This is a genomic window from Sporosarcina sp. ZBG7A (assembly GCF_000813425.1).
Lineage (GTDB): Bacteria > Bacillota > Bacilli > Bacillales_A > Planococcaceae > Sporosarcina.
This window is the reverse complement of record NZ_JWIB01000050.1, coordinates 1-22,958: the sequence shown is the minus strand read 5'-3', so window position 1 is coordinate 22,958 and position 22,958 is coordinate 1. Positions and strand designations below refer to the sequence as shown.

The following is a 22,958-nucleotide window of genomic DNA, read 5'->3' as shown; positions in this document are numbered from 1 at the left end:
GGTCAGTCCCCCTCTACTCGATAGTGGCTTAGTACGCAATTTACTTCTGGTGCCACTTTCAATTCTTCAATGACTTTCAAATGTTGGTCTCTGGATATCGCATGTGTAATGAAGATTAAATCCGCATCTTCGCGCTTCGGATCCGCATGTTGAATCACCGTTGCTAAGCTCGCTTTGTTATGGCTGTATATAGAAGACAAGCGGGACAGCACACCGACTTCATCCTGGACGGAAATTCGATGGAAATAGCTTGCAAACTTCTGATCATCCGACTTCACTTTGCGCTCATATTGGAAGGAATGAATTCGTTTGCCATTCACCCCGAGCAATAGATTGCGGCAAGCCGCTACGATATCCGACGTGACAGACGTTGCAGTCGGCAACGAACCTGCACCAGGTCCATAAAACATCGTTTCCCCGACTGCATCTCCGTAAACATACACAGCGTTGAACTCGTTGTTAACAGAAGCAAGAGGATGTTCATTTTTCACGAAAACAGGTTCAACCGCCACTTCAATACCGTTTTCATCCTTCTTCGCAGATCCTGCCATCTTAATGGTATACCCGAATTGCTCTGCAAGCTCCATATCTCCATCTTCAATGACACTCATGCCTCGCACGAAAACATCATCGAGCTGCACTTCAGAAGAAAACGAAAGTGATGCGAGGATTGCCATCTTACGCGCAGCGTCAATACCGTCTACATCCGCAGAGGGATCCGCTTCTGCATAGCCAAGTGCTGTTGCTTCAGCGAGTGCATCCTCATACGTCTTCTTTTCTTCCTTCATCTTGGTAAGGATGAAGTTCGTTGTCCCGTTTACGATGCCTAGAAGTGACGATATCCGATCAGATGCTAAGCCATCCTCAAGTGTACGGATTAGTGGAATGCCACCACCTACACTCGCTTCGTAAAACAGATCACAACTGTTTTCGTCTGCTAACGCAAGTAATTCTTTCCCATATACCGCCATCACATCTTTATTGGCTGTGACAACGCCTTTTCCTGCTTTTAGAGAACGTTCAATAGCTGTTTTCGCATCGTCAGTACCACCAAACACCTCGACGATGATATCGATCGCTTCGTCATTCAGCAAGTCATCCAACTGATCCGTGAATGCTTCTTTCGGTAATTCGGTTTTCCGTTCTTTTTCTTTATTTTTTATCAACACACGCTTAATGCGTACAGGTACACCGAGCTTATGCTGCAAGTCATCACGATGATTGTGTAAAATCTTTGCAACGCCACTTCCGACAATCCCGAAACCTAGTAAGCCAATTCCGATTTCTTTTCTCATTTGACGATTCCCCTCGCTATATGTACACTATGTAACAACATTTGTCCTCACCATAAAGACAGTATAAAGATAAAGTCTTCACAGGACAACCCTATCGTGGTATTGTTATTCAATATATCACACAAGTCATAATTAATTAAAGATTGGATCTGGTGAAATGAAAGTTTGTAAATTTGGCGGAACGTCTGTTGCATCGGCTCAACAAATCAAAAAAGTAGCAAACATTATCCTTTCCGATTCATCCCGAAAAATTATTGTTGTTTCCGCACCCGGTAAACGACACAGTGAAGACACTAAAGTGACGGATCTGCTCATTCTCCTGGCAGAAAAAGCACTGATAGGGCAAGACGCAGAGTCTGAACTCCGACAAGTCCTTGCACGCTACGAAGAGATTGCAAAAGAGCTAGGTCTAGATGGAACGATGAACTCTGTAATTGAAAAAGACTTGCGTGAACGACTCTCTCTCGACAAAGAAGATCCAATTCTTTTTATGGATAGCCTAAAAGCGTCCGGTGAAGACAACAATGCGAAACTCATTGCTGCGTACTTGCAGTCCATCGGCATGGAAGCAACGTATGTCTGTCCGAAAGAAGGCGGCCTGCTGGTCAATGAACGTCCTCAACGAGTGCAGGCGCTTCCTGAAGGTGAGGAACTCCTTGCTGAATTACGGAATCGATCAGGCATTGTCGTGTTCCCGGGATTCTTTGGCTACACAAAAGACGGAACACTCCGTACATTCAATCGTGGCGGTTCAGATATCACGGGTTCCCTGCTCGCTGCAGCAACCAGGGCTGAACTGTATGAGAACTTCACCGATGTCGATTCGGTGTTTTCCGCCAATCCTACCGTCGTCGACCAACCGCGTGCAATCCACACGATGACGTACCGTGAAATGCGCGAGCTTTCATACGCAGGCTTCACCGTATTCCACGACGAGGCATTGCGTCCTGCGTTTTTGCACTCCATTCCGGTGTGCATCAAAAATACAAATAATCCGAGTGCTCGTGGCACGATGATTGTGAAAGAGCGGGAGTGCGGTACTCAACCGGTTGTCGGAATCGCTGCAGATGACGGATTCTCAACACTATTCGTCGATAAATACTTAATGAACGTGGAAATCGGCTTCGGTCGACGACTCCTTCAGATTTTGGAGGAAGAAGAAATTCCATTCGAGCATACGCCTTCAGGAATCGATAACATGTCCGTCATTATTCGGGATACGTTCTTAAATGAAGAAAAAGAAGCGCGCATTTTACACCGTGTGAAAGAAGAGCTTGAAGCCGACGATGCGTATTTCCGTCGTGACTACTCGATGGTTGTTCTTGTTGGGGAACGTATGCGGGATACAACTGGGTTAACGGCCCGTGCCGCCACAGCGATTGCGAAAACTGGCGCAAGCATTCAAATGATTAACCAAGGATCGACCGAGGTCAGCCTTGTGTTCGGGGTTCATAAAAAGGATGAAACAGATGTGCTCCGTTCGCTGTATGAGGAGTTTTTTCAAACGGCCGCTGCACATGTGTGAGTGATAAAATAGAACGAATTGCTTTTTTCATTTATTGTTACTGCGAATCAAAAACACAATAATAGCTAAAGCCTTGATCACCACTATAAAAACACCCGGCCCTGCACAACTCTGAAGTATTTAGGAGTTGTACAAAAATCGGGTGTTTTTATTTAATTTATTTTAATGCGACAAATCCAGCTGCCACGATATACCGAACAAATCAACCAGCCAACAAAATCTCTCACCACAAATATCTGAAAGGTCGCCTTGTGTTATGCCTCTCATATTAGGAACTTCGGTTACTGGTTGAGTTGCTATTGCGAATGCATCTTTTAAGAAAAGTACTAAGTCCAAAAACAATTCTAAAACAATTTTGAATCGTATTTGAATTATGTTAGGATCTGATGCCTGACAGGCGCAGCCGACAAATACCATCCCCTGAAAAGCAACACAATAATTACCAAATCGACTGCATCCCCGCCATAATACATCAGCATCGCTCCGGCACGGGCTTCTTCGATCGACACCCCGACCGGTGGATAGGCGTAGAGGAACTTCGAAAGGATTCCATGTCCCGCCAGCACCAGAATGAAAACAACCGTGCGGTAGGCATAACTGAACCGACGCGATACCGGATCAATCGCCAGCATGGACACCGTAAACAGATAGCCCGCGGCAAACACATGGATATGGATCAGGACATACAGCCACAAATGATGGTGCATCGCTGCAAACAATCCAGTCGTATACAACAGCCAGAGACCGCCAATATTCAGCACGGAAGCTGTAATTGGGTGAATATAGAAACCGGCGAGCCGGCTCCTCAGCAAGCGGCTTATCTGCCGCGCCCGCCGAACAGAAAGCGCACGCAACAACAGTGTCACTGGCGCCCCTAGTGCCAATAAAAGCGGACCGAGCATTCCGAGGAGCAAATGCCCCGCCATATGCCACGTAAAGTTTTCATGCGACAATGCAGCAAGCGGACCGACCAACGCACCCGCTGAGAGGAGCACGCCCGTTATCCACCAGACAATCCGGATTCTTGGCCATCTGCGGAGACGTTCCTGCCGATCGGACCGATAGACACCGAACAGGTACAGCACGATTCCTAAAAGCGCAGGAATCCCGAATAGCCAATCCGTCACTACGAAAAACGAATCATGTGACATGAGGTTGCACCTGCCCGGCATCCCGCGCATCCCTTCCAGCAGAGCGCACCAGCAGAAGACCCGCCACAATCATGATAACCGCAGTTCCGTTCCATACGAGATCATACGGAATAATATCGACATCATAGCGGATTTGATGGATCTGCAAAACTTTATGCTGTATCGTCCCATCATACAATTGGAACGCTCCGCCCCCTATCAGCTTGCCGCCCCAGAACATCTTATGCCACAGCGCATCTCGCCTGTTCAAATCCGCTGCCAAATATAAGCCGCCTACTGTCGCGAACCAGCTGAATGCATGAAACAGCCCGTCCGACACCAGCCCCACCGCCACCGTGGATTGATCATAAAACTTATGCCAATGTAGCAGCTGATGAAACACCGTCTCATCCATAAACGCCACAAACCCCAGGCCGAATAAAATTCCCGCCCATAGATTCCTTGTCCGGAACTCCTTCCGATTTTCCCAGTTCGTCACATGCTTTACCTGCATTCGCAGCCCGCCCCTTTTTTATTTTAGTCTTTCCAAGGAAAGATCCTAATAAACCGTGTAGGAATGTAGGGACGATCCACTGCGTACTCGGGAATTGAAACCGGAGATTACATCTATGTTTAGCTCACGCGGCATAGGTAATTTTATCAGGAAGGAAGCGAAATTATGATGGGATTAATGGATATGTGGATAGACCACTAATTATATTCGTTTCAACAACTGGTTAATAATTGTCAATGACCCCTCCTAAGGAAGAAGCCTTAATGATAGGATTCTTAATGATGGCTGCCAGTTCATCTTTTGTACCATAGATGACGATTCCTAAAATTTCTAGGTCCCCACTATTTATATTTTTCATAGTGTCATAGGCCTTTCTATGTTCTTGAGACACACTCGTTTTCAAGAGATTTAAAAAGCTCTTATATTCATGATCCAATTTAATAGTTGAAGAAACAGGAGAATTTGTAGAAAAACCTAGCGCTTCATTCTCTCTAATAAAAGTTGAAGACCAATCGTTTTCTTTCGACTCTTGCTGGAATGTTTCTAGTTGGCTACCGCTATAGGTATTCACCCAAAACCAAGTCATTGCTGGTAGTTCGTACAAAGGGAGTTCACTCTGTTTGTATGGCTTGTCGAAAGAGAGGGCAACTTCATAAATTCGATCTCCACCCATTTGATTAATTAGGTCTTCATCATGTTTGTATCTTTGATACGTAACATTCGGATGGAAAAACATTAGATTACGCCAACCATTCTCCTTATACGTAATTTGCCAATCCTCTCCAGTGATCCCAATACTGCCACCAGCTCCTCTTGAAATTGATGTAGAAGGTATTGCGCCAAATTTGTATTGGTTTTGTTCGAACACGAGTGACTTGATTTTCATATCCTTAGAAACTTTATATTGGCTCTCCCCTCCTAAAAGTCCTCTTGTATCTACAGTTTCACTAATATAACCATTTGGAGTACTAAGTCGGACGTATGCATCCCATTGCTTAAACGCCTTTTGACTAAAGTAGGCATAGGTGGCAAAGTTAACTATATTGAGACTAACAAATACAATAACAGAAACGAAAACAATCGTTAAAATCGTCTTTCTTTTGCCTTTTTTTATCGCCTTTTTTATCTTTTTTTCGTCAAAAATATCCTCTGTGAATTCATCCATGTAACGTCCTCCACATTTCTTGAAATTCTTTTCTTGCCCGAAATAAATAAGTTCTCACTGTTTCTATTTTCATTCCTAATAAAAGAGCAATTTCTTGGTAACTAAGCTCCAGCTCGTATTTTAAAACAAGCAGTTGTCTATAGACTTCCTTCATGTGCTCCAATGTACGGGTGATTTCCTTTTTCATTTCTATATCCAATACACTAGACTCCGTGTCTTGGTCATTCGCAAAGTTGCTCCAGAAATGAAGATCATCAACCATAATCACATGTTCTTTTCCTCTTTTCTTCAACTTCTTTCTGAATTCATTCAAAGCAATAGTGAAAATATAGGAGAGGGCTTTGTCGGTTGGAACTCCACTGCTATAAGCGATATATTTCATATAACTTTCTTGAACAATATCTTCCGCATCTTCATGGCTGCAACCATTCTTCTTTAAATAAAAATAAATCATTTTTGCCTGTTCATTATAGAGTTCCAACAAAAACTGTGAATCCATAGCTCCTCCTCTCTAACGCCCTTCACTAATAAAGAGTCTATTGCCTAAAAAAAGTTTACAACTAAAGTGAAATTTTTTTCTGCACTGATTCCTTTTTAGTTTTTTTTGAAAATCATTCATTGAAATAAAAAGAGCTACTCTCCTTATCGAAGAATAGCACATCATTTTATAACATTAGCCCAAAATATCCATTCAATAACTTGCAAAGTGGCCCACTTGTTTTAGAAAAGACATATTTTAGTTTTACGACAATTACCCCCTATTGCGGTAAACATAATTATGCAACCGATTTACTTAGTCGATTAATGTAAAATACGAGTATAACAATGCCTAATATAATCAAAATAGAAATCACTTGTCCTGCAATTAATCCTACTAATCCAATACCAAACGGCAAAATAAGAATAAGTACCCCACTAGTCATAAGGAAAAAACCTACGGAATTAGCTAACTTATTTTTATCTCCCCGAAAAGTGTTCTCATTGAAGCCTGCAATGAGAGTGAATTCTTGTTTTTTCCATATCAAGTAACTAAATAAGAAAAGCAGGGCACTAGTAAAAAGACAAGCTATTACTGGACCTATATCCATACATAGAACACCTAGCCTTCTTTCATATTTAGCTAAAGTTGCTGGCTAACCCAAAAGACTAAAACTCACTTTAAAGCTATTGTTAATCAATAAAATGGCCCTTTAACGGCATAATCGTTATTTCAGAATTGCTCCCTTTTCTTTAATAACTATTATCTAGAAACTTTATTAAAGAACTAACAGCAAACAATAAAAATGCAATACGAGTTACTACGTAGAAGAAAAGTTCAACTTTAGTCAGTTTTCTTTCTCTCTTGATCTTTTTGAAATGAAAATAATAGTAAATGCCACAGATCAGTAAAACCACGCCTGAGAGTTGGTATACGTTCTCCAGTATTTCGTTCAAATGAACTGTCCTCGTTTGCATTACAGCTTATAAACAAAAAAATTGTAATTGTTTAAATTTGCTTTTCAAAAAAATAAATTCCAGTTTGTTTTTCATATCCTAACTTTTGGTTAATATTTAGCATTGGAATATTATTTGAGTCATTATGTGTTCGAATAAGCTTTGCGCCTTTTTGTTTGGCATAACCAATGGCCTTAAGCTTCACAGCAAGTGCAATTCCTTTTCCTCGATACCCCCGTTGGACACCTGTTAATGAATTATAAAAGATTTCATTGGACTCATTGATAATCATCGACATTGCAATCCATTTGTCCTCTTCAATAGCCAAGATGAATCCTTCCCTGTCAATCCCCTGGAATTGATTCTTTAGGACCTCAAAATCCGGTCTGGTTTTCCCTTCCATTCCGGGAGCATCCATAGCCAACTCCCACCAAAAATCGAAAAAACGTTGCAACCATTTATCGTCTTGGGGATACTCGGCAAAGGATTTGAACTCTACACCACTCCATTCGACATCCTCAAAAATACTTTTATAATGATCTATATTAAACGTTGATAAATCTAGTTGCGATTCGAAGGTATGAAATACTTTAGTAAAGCCCTTTTCTTCCAACCATGCAATATTTGTTTGCTCTGTTTCCCTTATACCGCATTGCACCACGGTTCCACCATTGTTTTTTGCAAATCTTGTCACTTTTTCAAATAACATACTCCCAAGCCCTTGATTTATCCAATTCTTATCAACTCGAATCGAAATATCAAAATGGCCAGGTAACAGAATAGGATCCCAAGACCCAGACACTCCCATTCCAAAGCCAACTATTTTTCCATCTGCTGTGGCAATCCCGACTCTGTGCATAATTGTATCTTCAGAAGCCTTTTTTTCATGAAACTTAAGGGTGTTTTCATTAATTATTTCGGAACTTAGTTTGTTTGAGTTCTCGGTGAAGTCGCTAGATGACAACGGGATAATTTTAAAAACCATTTTCTATTGCACCCTCTCGTTAATCTAATTCTTCAATCTGTCTTTTTCTATAGCACCGAATTAGTGTGTCAATAGAGGTGTTTATATATCAGCAAACTCCCTAACTATTGCGTTTAACTGGCCCTATGACTGAAAAGGGTGCAAATTCTTCTTTAAGAATTGCCCCCGATTGAATAAGATTTCCGTTTATTTACGATACCTATTCCTTGTCGTCTATGTACTTTCTAATCTCATCTATCTTTTTGTCCATTTCTTCTAATTTAGCTTTCGTATATTTAATAAAATCGGCGACTTTTGAGATTAAGTAAATGATAATAATAAAGATTATGATATCTACTCCAAAATCAACAGCACTCATACCTTCACACCTCTTTTTTTATTAGATTATTCTATGCAACTAGCTGGCCCTTTAACGGCATAATCCTAATTCCAGAATTGCGCCCGATAGTGAGTATATATAATCTAAAAAACCTGCTTTTATGCTATGGAGCCGTAAGTTATCATTATAGCAACGTACAAGAGATAGCCTAAGACGAGAAATGAAATCAATCCGATTCCAACATACTTGAAGAATCCACTTTCTTTTGTTTTAATACCTTTAATACCTTTAATACCTAGCATCAAGCTTATTATCCAAAATAAAATTCCAACATAAAAATAGAGATTGAGAATACCGTTGTTTCCCAAGGTACTTAAATTGAAGAAAAGAATTCCAAATACAGCCAAAAGAAATGAAATCACCCCATACTTTCTTCTGATGTCCCGCCACTCCTCTGTCTATACTATTTTGTCAATCAGAATGTAACAATTTGGACCGTTTGCGATATAGACGAGATCGCTTATAACGCAAAAGCCCCCGTTAACGGATGAAACTTAACCCATTATCATTAGTGTAATTCAAAAGAGCTTACGCTAAAAAGAAGGAAAAATAATATGTAAGACACAATCATGATAACTTGGAGTCCTATACCTATAATGCTGCAAGTTAGACCAGCAACTGCTAAACCCTTTCCGTTCTCATTTGTTACTGCAATTTCTCTGGTAGCATTTCTTGAAATTACAATGCCTAAAATGCCTAGGATTAACCCCACCAGTGGTATCAAAATTGATAGGATACCAAAAATTAAAGAAACAATAGACTTACTGTTTGTTTCAGTTTTCACATTCACTTTTCTTCCTCCTAATTGCTTCAAAATGGCCCGTTTGATGAATGGACGCTTTATTTATAGTACTCGCCGTTGCTTGGAGCGGAAGACGGACGACTCCGGAGGGATCAGCGTGTGCCTTGAGACCCCGCAGAGAGCGTTTTTTGCGACCGAGGAGGCTCAAGCCACGCCCCTCGGAAAGCGTTCCGCCTGGAGCGCAAAGCAACAATTTGCATACTAGATAGTGACCCGTTTGCAGTACATTGAATTCCTCAGTTTAAACCTATTGTACCAAATTCCCAATTATTTTGAAGTTTTATATTTAAATTTTCAATTTATATTAACTTTTAAATCTACGACAATCAGCTTCACCACATTCCGATAACACACAATTTATATAACATAAATATTTGCTCGCTTCTACAATTCTTGCTACATCTTGTACCATTCAAAAAGAGCTGCTAAAAGGAGAAGTTCTCCTCTAAGCAGCTCTTATACATTGTTATCCCTCCAGCGAACGCAACACAGCGCGCACCGGACTACCATCGGAGCCTTCCAGTGCAAGTGGAAGTGCAATCAGCTCATACACTCCAGGCGTCACGTTAGACAATACGGTGTTCTCTAAAATGTTCACGCCGTTATCGTAAAGCGAGTGATGCGCATCCATCGTTTTGCTGTCGACTGAATCGACGGATGGGACGTCGACACCAATTAACCGAACTCCCCGCTCCTTCAAAAATGGACCGATGTCTGCCTTCAATACGGGATAGTCTTCCGGAAACGTATTCGGATCAGGATGACCTCCTGTTTTAAGAAGGAGTCGCTCCACATCTTTAAAGTCAAAACTCTCGAGCTCTGCACGACCGATTTCTGCATGGCCTGTGACGTCGACAACCATAGCAGGTCCGATATACAAGGACAAATCCAGTTCATGCACACGCTTGCCGTCATTATCATAGTGGAACGGAGAGTCAATGTGCGTCCCTGTATGGACACTCATCGAGACTTGACCGATATTCACGGAGCCTGTCTGTTCTTTCGTAAACGTCAGCTCATAATTGAACGGAGTATCCCCTGGCCATTCCGCAATCGAATTGCTGAGGGGCTGTGTGATGTCAATCCATTGTGTTAACTTCTTCATGCCCATCATCCTTTCTAGTTACACGTATCAAAGATTATTTATAAATACAGCTACGATTGTCAGTGGTACGACAACAGTCATCAAGACGAGCCATACGCGGAACAATCCAGGAGAATCATTTGTACTCAAGTTGAATTCTTGTTTTACAAGTTCACGGTCCATCCTGTGGATGATGAACACTGCAATGAGTAAGTTTCCGAGTGGCAGAAGTATGTTACTAACGAGATAGTCCGTGCTATCGAAAATACTTTTGCCATTAATCATAAAGGACTCCAGCAAACTGGATGACATGGCGGATGGAATCGCCGCCACGAACACGATGAGCCCCGTAAGCCAAGCAACTGTCTTCCGTGTACGTTTGCCATTTGCCGTCAGTGCAGCGACAATGATTTCGTACAAACTGAACGATGACGTCAATGTCGCAAATAAGAACAGAAGCAAGAACAATGCTAAAAATAGTTCCCCGAATGGCATTTGGCCGAACACTTCCGGCAATACCATGAACAGCAATCCCGGCCCTTCGTCAGGCGCTAACCCGAACGCAAACACAACCGGGAAAATCGCAAGTCCTGCAAGTAACGAAACAAAGATGTTCATGCCCACGACAGATCCTGCTGATGACCGCAAGCTGACGTCTTTTTTCAAATACGAACTGTACGTCACCATACACGAAAACCCGACGGCTAACGAGAAGAACGACTGTCCAAGTGCATAGAGAATCGACTCACCCGTTATCTTCGAAAAGTCCGGCGCTAAGAAAAACTTTACGCCCTCCATTGCACCATCTAATGTCAGTGAACGCACTACTAAGATTATGAAAAAGACGAATAGCAGTGGCATCATATATTTGTTGGCACGCTCAATGCCGTTTTGAATCCCTGATGCAATGACGATGACGTTAATGACCGTAAATAGCAGTAATCCGAGCAACGTAATCCAAACAGAACCGGTGACCGTGCCAAATAGCTCGCCATAGTTCGTTCCATCCCCGATTACCTGACCTGGGATTGCAAGTCCGCTATAGACGAGCACCCATCCGCCAACTACGCTGTAAAAGGAAAGCAGTAGGAAGCATCCTAAGACACCCAGTCGGCCGATCCACACCCACAGACTATCCGGTGCTAACTTTTTATACGCACTAATCGCTTCCTTACCAGTTCCGCGCCCGATGATGAATTCAGAAAGTAGCATCGGTAAACCAATGACCAAAGTGAAGACGATGAACAGCAGGAAGAATGCACCGCCCCCACTCATCCCCGTCACATAAGGGAATTTCCAGATGGCCCCGAGTCCGATCGCAGCCCCCGCAGATGATAATATAAATCCTAACTTAGAGGACCATTGTTCAGTTCGTCCCTTCTCCTCCATACAACTCCCCCTCTTTCATCTCTCTATCGTTCTTACAATTTAGTTCGCAAATCCCATAGTTCAGGGAAGAACCGATGATCGAGTACGTGGCGTAAGTAGTTCACACCAGACGATCCGCCTGTACCTGTTTTAAATCCTATAATTCGTTCTACCGTTTTCATATGACGGAACCGCCACTGCTGTAGCCAATCCTCAACGTCCACAAGTTTCTCAGCAAGCTGATACAAATCCCAATATTTATCGACATCGCGATAGACTGCTTCCCAAGCTGCTTCAACAGTTGGATCCCCTGCATACGTGACACTGAAGTCGCGGTCTAGTAATTCCGGATTAATCGCAAAACCAGCTTTTGCTAATGCCCGAATCGCCACGTCATAAATACTCGGTTGGTTCAACGCGTCTTTTAGCATCGCATGCACTTCCGCGTCCTTCTCATAAATCTTTAAAATATGAGAAGACTTATAGCCAAGTGCGAATTCGATTAGACGATACTGATAAGACTGGAATCCAGATGCTTTGCCGAGTGAATCGCGGAATTCCAAGTATTCAGCAGGCGTCATTGTCGAAAGTACGTCCCATGCTTGTATGATTTGAGATTGAATTTTCGTCACACGGGCTAGTTTTTTGAATGCGGACTGCATTTCACCCTTGTCGATTGCGTCAATGGCTGCCGTTAGCTCGTGCAACGTTAGCTTCATCCACAGTTCGCTCACTTGGTGGATGATGATGAACAACATTTCGTCGTGATGCCCTGACAGTCTCTCTTGACTGGATAGAATCTGATCGAGATGCAAGTATTCCCCGTACGTCATATCCTTTTTAAAATCAGTATGAATGTCCTCTTGATCCAAATTCAAATCTGAAATCCCTTTATTCATCACAAATCCCCCAGTTCCCGTTTACGCGACGACTTCTCGCTTATTTTCAAATTGCTTATATTGTTCTTCGTCCATGATACGCTTTAAAATGTTCACCGTCTCAAGCACTTCTTCAAACGTGTTATACAGTGCAACTGGTGCCAAACGGATTCCATTCGGCGTGCGGAAATCCGGAATAACCCCATTTGCTTTCAGCGCCTTACAAATACGTGCCGCTTCTTGATGAACGATGAATACATGACCACCGCGTTCCGCATCAACTTTCGGACTCGTTACCGTAAATTCATACTCTTCAAGTTCCGTTTCAATTAACTCTTGTAAGTAGCCCGTCAAGGCCAGTGACCGTTCACGAATTGCGGCCATTCCGACTTCGTTCATGAGTTCAAGTGAACCGATCAACGGTGCGGAACTGAGTAAGTTAGGTGTGCCCATCTGAAGTGCCCCAGCACCCTCTGCAGGCGTAAACGTATGCTCCATATCGAACTGGCGGTCTTTCGCTGAACCGAACCATCCTGCGAGTCCAGGTTGTGTACCGAAATGCTTTTTGTTAACGTAAATGCCGCCCGTTGCGCCCGGACCTCCATTTAAGTGCTTATAATTACACCAAAATGCGAAGTCAACACTCCAATCATCCAGTGCATGTGGAATCGCTCCAATCGAATGACACAAATCGAAGCCAACTAAAATCCCTCGTGCATGAGCCGCTTCTGTTACCTTCTCCATGTCGAGTACTTGTCCGCTACGATAGAGAACGCCGGACAAAATCACAACGGCAACGTCATCGGTCATCGCCTCTATAATGTCTTCAGTCCGTAGTGTTTGTCCATCACGGCTTTTCACTTGAATTAGGTGCTCAGCAGGATCTAGTCCATGCAGCTCTAGCTGGCTTTTTATCGCGTAAATATCCGTCGGGAAGTTTAATTCATCGGCTAAAATTTTTGTTCGACCGGTTGAGGGTTTGAAAAATGTTGCGAGTAGCTGGTGGAGATTCGAGGTTGTCGAACCTGTCACAATCACTTCTTCAGCTTCCGCACCGATCAGCGGAGCAAGAGACGCTCCTAATTCTTCGGACAAGTTAAACCAAGGACGCTCCCCTTGCATCCACCCGTCAATGCCATGGGTCTTCCATGAATCCAGAATGGCGAGTAATGAGCTTTCTGCACGTTTTGATAGTAATCCAAGAGAGTTGCCGTCAAAGTAAATAATGCCTTCTTGTACGTAAAACTCTTCACGCCGGCTTGCCACGGAATAGCGTTGCTCGAGCTCATTGGCATACGCAATCGTCGATTTTTCGTTCGCAGTCACAGGGAATCGCTCCTTCACAATGGAATTTTCTATAGGGTTCACTATACGTGAATCATTTTCAACGCGTCAATAACGCTTGTTCACGGATAGGAATACTCTATTCTTCCATTCGATAAAAGATGAAAAAAACCTTTCCTGACAGGTTTTCGCTGCCGGAAAAGGTCTTTTGCTTTGTTAGCTACGAAGCGGTTCTGTTTGAGACAGAATGCCGCCAATCTTCTCGACGATCAGTTCCACTTCATGAGCGTTCGTGATTAGGTCGTAGTCATTGATATCTAGGCGAAGCACCGGGCAAGCCGTGAATGAGTCAATCCACTTCTCATACCGTGCATGCATTTCTTCCCAATACGTAATCGGCGTCTCTTGCTCCATCTCACGGCCCCGTTCATGAATGCGGTCAATAATGCTATCCAGCGGACCTTCCAAGTAAATAAGCAAATTTGGATGTGGGAAATAGGGAGTCATGACCATCGCGTCAAACAAGTTTGTATACGTCTCGTAATCAACAGGATCCATCGTGCCTTCTTCCATGTGCATGCGGGCAAAGATTCCTGTGTCTTCATAAATCGAACGGTCTTGGATGAATCCGCCACCATATTCGAAGATGCGCTTCTGTTCTTTGAAACGTTCTGCCAGGAAGTAAATTTGTAAATGAAAACTCCATTTTTTGAAGTCTTCATAGAATTTATCCAAGTACGGATTTTGATCTACGTTTTCAAAAGAAGTGCGGAAACCTAGCGCTTCAGCAAGTGCTGTCGTCATCGTCGATTTTCCGACACCTACTGTTCCAGCGATTGTAATGACCGCGTTTTGCGGAATTCCGTATTTTTCACGTAAGTTCACTTAAACTACCTCTTTCTGGATGACGGCATTGACTGCGTCAAGGATATATTGGCGGTCCCGGGAGTTCGCAACAAAGTCGAGTTCATCTCCATTGAAACGCAAGACTGGAATTTCAGGATGCAACCGTTCGAATCGATTGATAAATGTATCGTAGTCTTCGGACAACTGGCGCAAATAGTTTGGATCCATCCCCCGCTCATAGTCACGACCTCGCATTGCAATTCGCTTCATGAGTGTGTCGAGGCTTGCATGCAAGTATACGATGACGTTCGGGACGGGCATCCCTGCGGTCAAGATGTTGTAGATTTGCTCGTATTTTGCATAATCGCTTTCAGAAAGACTGCGTTGTGCAAAAATGAGATTCTTAAATATATGATAGTCTGCGACGACAGGCTTGTCTTCTGCTAGATAGTGTTTTTGAATGTCGCCGAGCTGTTTGTATCGATTGCAAAGGAAGAACATTTCGGTTTGAAAGCTCCACTCTTCGATGTCGTCGTAAAATTTATTAAGAAACGGATTTTCATCCACGATTTCCATGAGTAGCTGGAATTGGCGGTTGTCTGAAATCGCTTTGGACAACGTCGATTTTCCAACCCCGATCGGTCCTTCTACTGCAATGAATGGAATGGTCATGACCAACGCTCCTGTCTTTCACTTAATGTCGTCCCTTTAGTTTATCATAGGAGGCACTCATTTGGGTGTGACAGTTTTTCCACGTGGAACATTCTGTTTAAAAGCGTGATACACTGAGGATAAGGAGCGATGAGTATGAATGTGAACGAGCAAGATCAGTACTTTATGGAGTTGGCGATAGCGGAAGCAAGAAAAGCGGAAGCGCTCGGTGAGGTACCTATAGGTGCAGTGATTGTATATCAAGGTGAAGTGATTGCACGGGCTCATAATTTACGGGAGACGACGCAAAATGCGGTCACTCATGCGGAGCTTTCTGCGATTCAAGATGCATGTGAGGTCATTGGGAGCTGGCGACTAGAAGAGACCGCTCTTTACGTGACGCTTGAGCCTTGTCCGATGTGTGCGGGAGCTATTTTACAATCGAGAATCCCTACAGTTGTCTATGGCGCTCGAGACCCGAAAGCAGGGTGTGTCGATTCCCTCTATAGATTGTTGAACGACGAACGGTTCAATCACGAATGTGAGGTCCGTGAAGACGTCCTAGGGGAACAATGCGGTGCACTCCTTACCAACTTCTTCAGGGCGTTGCGTGACAAGAAAAAACAAGCGAAAAAAAAAGCGACACCGGAAGCAGAATGACTTCCGATGTCGCTTTTTACGTTCACACTTATTCAGTAACTGTAATGTACTCTTTTCCACCCATATATGGACGCAATACTTTTGGAATCAATACAGAACCGTCTTGTTGCTGATTGTTCTCAAGCAATGCAGCAACTGTACGTCCAATTGCAAGACCACTGCCGTTTAGTGTGTGCACATACTCCGGCTTACCTTTTGCTTCACGACGGAAGCGAATGTTAGCACGACGCGCTTGGAAATCTTCAAAGTTTGAACAAGAAGAAATTTCACGGTACGCGTTTTGTGCTGGGATCCATACTTCCAAGTCATACTTTTTCGCGGCTGTGAATCCAAGATCAGCTGTACACATTTTCAACTTACGGTATGGAAGCTCAAGCAATTGCAACACTTTTTCCGCATGTCCTGTCAGTTTTTCCAACTCGTCATACGAGTCCTCAGGCTTCACAAAACGGACTAGCTCCACTTTGTTGAACTGATGCTGGCGGATCAATCCTCGTGTATCACGGCCCGCAGAACCTGCTTCAGAACGGAAGTTTGTGCTGTACGCTGCAAAGCCTTTCGGAAGCATGTCAGCATTCAGGATTTCATCCCGATAAAAGTTCGTTACTGGTACTTCAGAAGTTGGAATCATGAAGTAATCTTCTTTTTCAACGAGGAATGCATCCTCTTCAAACTTCGGTAATTGCCCTGTCCCCGTCAAGCTTGTACGATTCACAAGGTACGGCGGTAACATTTCTTCATAACCATTCTCATCCTGATGCAGATCCATCATGAAATTGATAAGTGCACGCTCTAAACGTGCGCCCATGCCGCGGTAAAATACGAAACGGCTTCCCGTTACTTTTGCTGCTCGTTCAAAGTCAATAATTTTCAAGTCCGTCCCGATTTCCCAATGCGGCTTCGGTTCGAACGAAAACTCTGGCGTCTCTCCCCATTTACTAACTTCCACGTTATCATCTTCGCTGTCACCAACAGGAACACTTTCGTGCGGAATGTTCGGAACGCGCATTAGGACGTAATCCAATTGTTCTTCGACTTCATTCAATTCCGTGTCGTATGCTTTAATGTCTTCGCCGACTTTACGCATTCTCAAAACAAGCTCGTCAGCGTCCTCTTTGTTACGCTTCATCTCCGCCACTTTCTGAGACACTTCGTTACGCTCCGCTTTTAGCACCTCAACTTTTGCTAATAATTCACGGCGTCTGTCATCGAGCGCTGGGAACTTGTCCAACTCAGAGATATCCTCGCCACGCATGGCAAGCTTTTTCTTCACACCTTCAAAGTCTGTACGCAACACTTTTCTGTCTAACATTACGATTCCTCCTCAATTGGTTGTAACGATTTCCGAAATTCGAGCACAAAAAAAGCCCTCCATCCCCTATCAATAGGGACGAGAACTACCCGCGGTACCACCCAGCTTAATCAGCACAATGCCGATTCACTCCAGGAAGATAACGGCTCCGGTGCCGGCACAAACCTACTTCTGTTCAGTTTGGCTGCTCAAGGATGGATTCACAGTTGTTTTCACCGACTCGCACCACCCGTCGGCTCTCTTTAGAAAACGTAGCTGCTACTACTTCCCTTCATCGTCTTACGTTTGAAATTACTTTAACTTTACTATACGCCGAAACGTTTGGCAAGCAAAGGCTGAATTTAGAAAATAGATGTCATTTTCACTTTCATCTGCTTACGGTATACTTCACTTATAACCTTTACAAATTTTATATGTATGAGAAATCGACAGGGTCAGAATGGAGGATATTGATGGAAGAGTGGTTACTTTTATTGGATAAATCCCATGCAATTCCTCTTTATGAACAAATTTATCGGCAAATGAAACAGGATATTACGGATCAGCGGATTCCTGTCGGTAAAAAACTACCGTCTAAGCGGAAGCTCAGTGAATTTCTTTCAGTCAGCCAAACAACAATTGAACTTGCTTACGGTCAGCTGGTTTCCGAAGGATATATCACGGCAGTCCCTCGTAGTGGCTACTACGTTCAAGACATCGAAGAACTCGCCTATACTGAGTCTGCAGAAGTGAAGGAGGTGCTCACTCCTGTAAGACCCACAGCAGCAATCGACTTTTCACCCGGAATGGTGGATCCTGAATTGTTTCCTTTTTCGAAATGGAGGAAAGTAGCGAAAGACGTCATCGACGAACACGCCGCTCACTTATTGCAACTCGGTGATCCTCATGGTGATGTGGAACTGCGCAATGAAATTGCCACGTATTTGTATCATTCACGAGGTGTTATTTGCACGCCTGAACAAATCATCGTTGGATCGGGAACCGAGCAACTCATTCCACTCATTATCCGGATTCTCGGTGAAGAAGCCGTATATGCGGTGGAAAATCCAGGTTACCCACTGACGCATCACGTATTTGACCATCACTTAAGGCCAGCGATTCCCATATCCGTGGACGACGATGGTATGGACGTAGATGCACTACAGCGCTCGTTGGCAACAGTTGCATATGTCACACCTTCCCATCAGTTTCCTACAGGTACCGTGCTCTCTGCACCACGCAGAGCCGCATTGCTAAACTGGGCATCCGCCAATCCGGAACATATTATTATCGAAGACGACTATGATGGTGAATTCCGTTATGCGGGGCGGCCGATTCCTTCCCTTCAAGGAATGGATCGTGGGGAAAACGTTATCTATTTGAGTACGTTCTCTAAATCACTCATGCCATCGCTACGTATCGCCTACATGGTGCTCCCAAAAGCGCTTCTGGAGCGTTATAAAGGGGCGTTCATCCAATACGCTTCCACCGTCCCGCGACTCGATCAGCACATGCTTGCACGCTTCATGGCAGAAGGACAGTTTTCAAGACACTTGAATAGGATGCGCAAAGTGTATCGGAAAAAACTTCAACTGCTTACGGGAGCCCTTACTCCTTATGAACCTGCAATCTCTTATTCAGGAGACGAAGCTGGAATGCACATCATCGTAACTGTACATAAACAGCAAACAGAACCTGTACTAGCTGACCTTGCTCTTCAGGCGGGTATACGTGTCTACAGCTTGCAAGACTACAAGTCCGGACATGCTACAGGCTCACCATCCTTTTTGCTTGGCTTTGGTGGATTGAGCGAACACCAAATAGAGCGAGGCATTGAAAAACTCATGAACGTCTGGGGCATACAAAAAGCGGAACAGCGCTAGATAGCGTCTGTTCCGCTTTTTTTAGTTGAACAAGCCTTTTACGAAGCCTGTCCCACTATCCCAAAGACCTGAGAAGAAGTGGCCGATGCCTCCCATTGCTAGAGAGAACCAACCCGCCTTTTCAACAGCTTCTTTTGTTACCACTTCGGACTGTACGTTTTCCCCGTTGATAAACCCAGAGTCTTTTGAGCCATCCTTCTTCACGAGCTCTACGTGCCCGACAACTGTACCTTTTTTAATAGGTGCTTGAAGAGAACCGTCTTTCAGCTTCTTCTTATCGATGACTAATTTAGGTGTATACTGATCTTTTTCACTCGTTCTAACCATCATTTTAATCGGTTCTTTTACTTGAACAGCAACGTCTTTCTCTTTCCCTTTCAGAACCTTCAGAGTCTCTTCACCTTTGAACTGGTAGCCTTCAGGAACAAACTCCACTTCAGAGAACTGTGAGAAACCATAATCGAATAGGGAACGTGTTGCGTCAAATCGAGCTTTATAGGATCCTTCACCTTTAGTGTCAACAGCTTTCATAACAACTGCAATGACACGCTTACCGTCACGAATTGCAGTTCCTGTAAAGCAATGACCTGCAAAGTCGGTTGTTCCTGTCTTCAAACCATCTACACCTTCATAGGCATATAAGAAACCTGGCAACATAGAGTTCCAGTTGATCATATTAATCGCGTCTGAAGTACCCTCACGAAATACCTTTGTTGGAATCTTTGTAGTATCGAGAACTTGAGGATAATCATTAACTAGCGCATATGAAAGTTTTGCAACCGATTTAGCCGGCATTACGTTTTCATCTTCAGGACCTGATCCTTCTGGATGCATGCCTAGTAAATCTTTATTATTCAACCCTGTTGAGTTGACAAACTTATAGTCCTTCAAACCAAGCTCTTTTGCTTTTTCGTTCATGAGCTTTACGAACTCTTTTTCAGTTCCACCGATTGTTTCAGCAATCGCAATTGTTGCCGCATTCGCGGAATAAATTGCAAGGGCTTCATACAATTCTTTAATTGTATACGAACCATCTCGTCGTAACGGCACGTTACTCAACTTACGATTTTGAGACACCGTGTATGTATAATCTGTTACTTTATACTCCTGATCCCAAGTAATAGATCCTTCATCAATTGCTTCGAATAGAAGGTACTCGACCATCATTTTTGACATGCTGGCAATGCCAAGTGGAGCGTCTGCATTTTCTTCATATAAAATCTTTCCGCTATCCGCGTCAATTAGAATGGCAGCATCCACATGGAGGCCAAGCGCCGATTCCGCCTGAGCGGGTGTTGTTGCACCAAATACTGCTACGAGCAAGACTGCCGAACATAATACAGACAGCCATCTGTTCTTCATCTTCTTCACATTTCTACCTCCGTCATCGCGATTTACTCCCATAGTTTATCATACCTAAAGGAAGGGATGGATACAAAATAAAAAAAAGCACCTTTCCGCCCATATAAGACGAGAAGAAAGGTGCTGAAGTTCCTGAAGAACTAGTTTTATGAAATTGTATAGTTCGGTGCTTCTTTCGTAATCTGAACTTGGTGAGGATGGCTTTCTCGAAGTCCTGCACCTGTCATGCGGATGAACTGTGCTTCTTCACGCAATGTGTGCAAGTCTTTCGTTCCGCAATATCCCATACCTGAACGAATGCCTCCAACTAACTGATGAACTGTATCAGCGAGGGAACCTTTATAAGGCATGCGCCCTTCGATTCCTTCGGGTACAAGCTTTTTCGCGTCTTCTTGGAAGTAACGGTCTTTCGAACCGCGTTCCATTGAAGAAACAGAACCCATACCACGATACACTTTAAAACGACGACCTTGGAAGATTTCAGTATCTCCAGGGCTCTCAGTCGTTCCAGCAAGTAAACTACCGAGCATGACCGCATGTCCTCCCGCAGCAAGTGCTTTGACGATATCTCCCGAGAACTTAATGCCTCCGTCGGCAATAATCGTCTTGCCTTGCTTCCGAGCTTCAGCTGCACAATCATAGACAGCTGTAATTTGCGGAACCCCTACACCAGCAACAACTCGAGTTGTGCAGATAGAACCTGGACCAATTCCGACTTTCACCACATCTGCTCCTGCTTCATACAATTCATGAGCCGCTTCTGCAGTTGCAATGTTTCCTGCGATAATATCGAGGGTAGGATACGTTTCCCGAATCTTTTTCACCATATCAATAACACCTTTAGAGTGACCATGTGCTGTATCGATAACAATGACATCTACTTCAGCCTCTACAAGCTTCTGAACACGAACCATTGTATCCGATGTAACACCAACAGCTGCTCCAACTAGAAGTCGACCATGATGATCTTTCGCCGCGTTCGGGAATTCAATCACCTTTTCAATATCTTTAATGGTGATTAACCCTCGTAACGTTCCGTCTTCATCGGCAATCGGAAGTTTTTCTATTTTATGCTGTTGTAAAATCTTTTCTGCATCTTCAAGCGTCGTACCAACAGGCGCTGTAACGAGTTGTTCTTTCGTCATCACATCGTCAATTGTTAACGAGTAATCTTGGATGAAGCGAAGATCACGGTTTGTAATGATTCCGACCAACTTCCGATTCTCAAGCGTATCTACAATCGGTACACCGGAAATACGATATTTCCCCATTAAATGTTCCGCATCGAATACTTGATGTTCAGGAGTCAGGAAGAATGGGTTTGTAATGACACCATTCTCAGAACGTTTTACTGTGACAACTTGCTCAGCTTGTTCTTCAATGCTCATGTTCTTATGGATAACACCGAGACCGCCCTGACGTGCCATAGAAATCGCCATTTTAGATTCTGTGACCGTGTCCATTCCTGCACTAATCAACGGAACGTTAAGCTTAATCTTTTCCGTCAATTGAACAGACAATGATACGTCTTTTGGTAACACTTCAGATGCTCCTGGTATCAACAATACATCATCAAACGTTAGCCCTTCACGTGCAAACTTAGTTTCCCACATGCCTGATGCCCCCTTATAGTTTCGGTTAAATATTAGATAATAGGTTATCAGCGGCGTTAAGGTGTGTCAAGGAAGCAATGATAAGTAAAAGTATTAGCCCTTTTCTGTCATATTAACTTTTCAATTGCATCCTTCATTTTTAAAGGTCCTGTTTGCGGGGCAAAGCGATCGACTACATTGCCTTGTCGGTCTACAAGAAACTTCGTGAAGTTCCATTTGATCCCTTCCGTAAGCATCCCTTTCTTTTGCGATGAAAGATATTGAAACAACGGCTCTGCGCTATCACCTTTTACATCCACTTTTGCAAACATCGGGAAAGACACACCGAAGTTCATCCGACAAAACTCCTCAGCCTCATTACTGCTATCAAATTCTTGATTGTTGAAGTTATCAGATGGGAAGCCTAGAACGGTCAGTCCCTGGTCCTTATACATCTCATAGACCTCTTGTAACTCGTCAAACTGCTTCACAAAGCCACACTTGCTCGCAGTGTTCACTATGAGTAACGGCTTTCCTTGGAACTCAGAGAGCGATTGCTCGGTTCCATCAGGTTTCTGTACAGTAAACTCATAAACGGATTCCATGTGCGCCATCTCCTCGTGGGTTAGTCCCTTAACCATAAGGGAAACCTCCCCCCAGTGCAAAAAAGAAGTCTTGAATTAAAGGCACGGGATAGGGAGTGGTGTTGGAATGTGATTATGAGCCCTGGATTGTGCTCATAAACTCTGGTTTCTGCTCATAAACTTCAGATTGTGATCATAAACTCAGATTTCCGCTCATAAACCCTGCATTGTGATCATAAACTCTGG

The 22,958-nt window shown here is 43.6% G+C and carries 22 protein-coding genes and 1 other annotated feature; of the genes, 3 read left to right on the top strand and 19 right to left on the bottom strand.

All coding sequences use genetic code 11. The features are described from left to right. Positions 1-2: 2 nt before the first annotated feature. Entirely contained in the window at positions 3-1,295 is a 1,293-nt protein-coding gene (locus RL70_RS15400) for a homoserine dehydrogenase (protein ID WP_039044296.1), read from the bottom strand. A gap of 157 nt (positions 1,296-1,452) precedes the next feature. On the opposite strand from RL70_RS15400, the gene RL70_RS15395 reads away from it, so the two are divergent. After that, positions 1,453-2,820 (top strand): aspartate kinase, encoded by a 1,368-nt coding sequence (locus RL70_RS15395; protein ID WP_039044295.1) that lies wholly within the window; start codon positions 1,453-1,455, stop codon positions 2,818-2,820. Between the two features lie 371 nt (positions 2,821-3,191). Here RL70_RS15395 and RL70_RS15390 read toward each other — a convergent pair whose 3' ends face one another. From RL70_RS15390 to RL70_RS15325, 14 genes are all read right to left on the bottom strand, one after another. Further along, complete coding sequence (locus tag RL70_RS15390; RefSeq protein ID WP_039044294.1) at positions 3,192-3,971, bottom strand: cytochrome c oxidase assembly protein; 780 nt, start codon at positions 3,969-3,971, stop codon at positions 3,192-3,194. Beyond that, entirely contained in the window at positions 3,961-4,464 is a 504-nt protein-coding gene (locus RL70_RS15385; RefSeq protein WP_039044293.1) for a DUF2243 domain-containing protein, read from the bottom strand. The genes RL70_RS15390 and RL70_RS15385 overlap by 11 nt, the downstream gene beginning before the upstream one ends. Positions 4,465-4,687: 223 nt before the next feature. Further along, a complete protein-coding gene (locus tag RL70_RS15380) occupies positions 4,688-5,629 on the bottom strand; it encodes an anti sigma factor C-terminal domain-containing protein (protein WP_039044292.1) in 942 nt (313 codons plus the stop codon). After that, positions 5,622-6,128, bottom strand: coding sequence for an RNA polymerase sigma factor (locus tag RL70_RS15375; RefSeq protein WP_039044291.1), 507 nt, complete (start codon positions 6,126-6,128; stop codon positions 5,622-5,624). The genes RL70_RS15380 and RL70_RS15375 overlap by 8 nt, the downstream gene beginning before the upstream one ends. 277 nt (positions 6,129-6,405) lie before the next feature. Next, entirely contained in the window at positions 6,406-6,717 is a 312-nt protein-coding gene (locus RL70_RS15370) for a DUF3784 domain-containing protein (RefSeq protein ID WP_039044290.1), read from the bottom strand. A gap of 398 nt (positions 6,718-7,115) precedes the next feature. After that, the gene (locus tag RL70_RS15365) at positions 7,116-8,048 is read right to left on the bottom strand and encodes a GNAT family N-acetyltransferase (protein WP_039044289.1); all 933 of its coding nucleotides are present in this window, start codon (positions 8,046-8,048) and stop codon (positions 7,116-7,118) included. 477 nt (positions 8,049-8,525) lie between these two features. Then, positions 8,526-8,669 carry a hypothetical protein gene (locus tag RL70_RS17955; protein WP_156137993.1) on the bottom strand — a complete coding sequence of 48 codons (144 nt, stop codon included), beginning with the start codon at positions 8,667-8,669 and terminating at the stop codon, positions 8,526-8,528. A 266-nt stretch (positions 8,670-8,935) separates the two neighbouring features. Beyond that, positions 8,936-9,217: a DUF4190 domain-containing protein gene (locus RL70_RS17665; protein WP_082003444.1), complete on the bottom strand. Its 282-nt coding sequence runs from the start codon at positions 9,215-9,217 to the stop codon at positions 8,936-8,938. A 478-nt stretch (positions 9,218-9,695) separates the two neighbouring features. After that, entirely contained in the window at positions 9,696-10,334 is a 639-nt protein-coding gene (kynB, locus tag RL70_RS15350) for an arylformamidase (RefSeq protein ID WP_039044286.1), read from the bottom strand. Positions 10,335-10,361: 27 nt separating this feature from the next. After that, complete coding sequence (locus RL70_RS15345) at positions 10,362-11,702, bottom strand: sodium-dependent transporter (RefSeq protein WP_039044285.1); 1,341 nt, start codon at positions 11,700-11,702, stop codon at positions 10,362-10,364. 32 nt (positions 11,703-11,734) lie between these two features. Next, positions 11,735-12,580: a tryptophan 2,3-dioxygenase gene (gene kynA / locus RL70_RS15340; protein WP_039044284.1), complete on the bottom strand. Its 846-nt coding sequence runs from the start codon at positions 12,578-12,580 to the stop codon at positions 11,735-11,737. 21 nt (positions 12,581-12,601) lie between these two features. Continuing rightward, positions 12,602-13,885: a kynureninase gene (gene kynU / locus RL70_RS15335; protein ID WP_039044283.1), complete on the bottom strand. Its 1,284-nt coding sequence runs from the start codon at positions 13,883-13,885 to the stop codon at positions 12,602-12,604. 174 nt (positions 13,886-14,059) lie between these two features. Continuing rightward, complete coding sequence (locus RL70_RS15330) at positions 14,060-14,728, bottom strand: deoxynucleoside kinase (protein WP_039044282.1); 669 nt, start codon at positions 14,726-14,728, stop codon at positions 14,060-14,062. After that, positions 14,729-15,361 carry a deoxynucleoside kinase gene (locus RL70_RS15325; RefSeq protein WP_039044281.1) on the bottom strand — a complete coding sequence of 211 codons (633 nt, stop codon included), beginning with the start codon at positions 15,359-15,361 and terminating at the stop codon, positions 14,729-14,731. 135 nt (positions 15,362-15,496) lie between these two features. Between RL70_RS15325 and tadA the strand changes: the two genes are divergently transcribed. Continuing rightward, on the top strand, positions 15,497-16,000 hold the full coding sequence (gene tadA, locus RL70_RS15320; RefSeq protein ID WP_039044280.1) for a tRNA adenosine(34) deaminase TadA: 504 nt from the start codon (positions 15,497-15,499) through the stop codon (positions 15,998-16,000). Positions 16,001-16,028: 28 nt separating this feature from the next. On the opposite strand, the gene serS is transcribed toward tadA, so the two are convergent. Continuing rightward, positions 16,029-17,312, bottom strand: a complete 1,284-nt coding sequence (gene serS / locus RL70_RS15315) for a serine--tRNA ligase (RefSeq protein WP_039044279.1) — start codon at positions 17,310-17,312, stop codon at positions 16,029-16,031. A gap of 71 nt (positions 17,313-17,383) precedes the next feature. Continuing rightward, positions 17,384-17,596 (bottom strand) — a binding site (T-box leader). 168 nt (positions 17,597-17,764) lie between these two features. On the opposite strand from serS, the gene RL70_RS15310 reads away from it, so the two are divergent. Then, positions 17,765-19,174 carry a PLP-dependent aminotransferase family protein gene (locus tag RL70_RS15310; protein WP_039044278.1) on the top strand — a complete coding sequence of 470 codons (1,410 nt, stop codon included), beginning with the start codon at positions 17,765-17,767 and terminating at the stop codon, positions 19,172-19,174. A gap of 21 nt (positions 19,175-19,195) precedes the next feature. Here the strand turns inward: RL70_RS15310 and RL70_RS15305 are convergent, their stop codons facing one another. The 3 genes from RL70_RS15305 to RL70_RS15295 all read right to left on the bottom strand — a co-directional run bounded on the left by RL70_RS15305 (position 19,196) and on the right by RL70_RS15295 (position 22,733). Continuing rightward, positions 19,196-20,545 carry a D-alanyl-D-alanine carboxypeptidase family protein gene (locus RL70_RS15305; protein ID WP_039044277.1) on the bottom strand — a complete coding sequence of 450 codons (1,350 nt, stop codon included), beginning with the start codon at positions 20,543-20,545 and terminating at the stop codon, positions 19,196-19,198. Positions 20,546-20,682: 137 nt separating this feature from the next. After that, positions 20,683-22,149 (bottom strand): IMP dehydrogenase, encoded by a 1,467-nt coding sequence (gene guaB, locus RL70_RS15300; RefSeq protein ID WP_039044276.1) that lies wholly within the window; start codon positions 22,147-22,149, stop codon positions 20,683-20,685. Positions 22,150-22,256: 107 nt separating this feature from the next. Then, positions 22,257-22,733: a glutathione peroxidase gene (locus RL70_RS15295; protein WP_039044304.1), complete on the bottom strand. Its 477-nt coding sequence runs from the start codon at positions 22,731-22,733 to the stop codon at positions 22,257-22,259. Between the last annotated feature and the right edge of the window lie 225 nt (positions 22,734-22,958).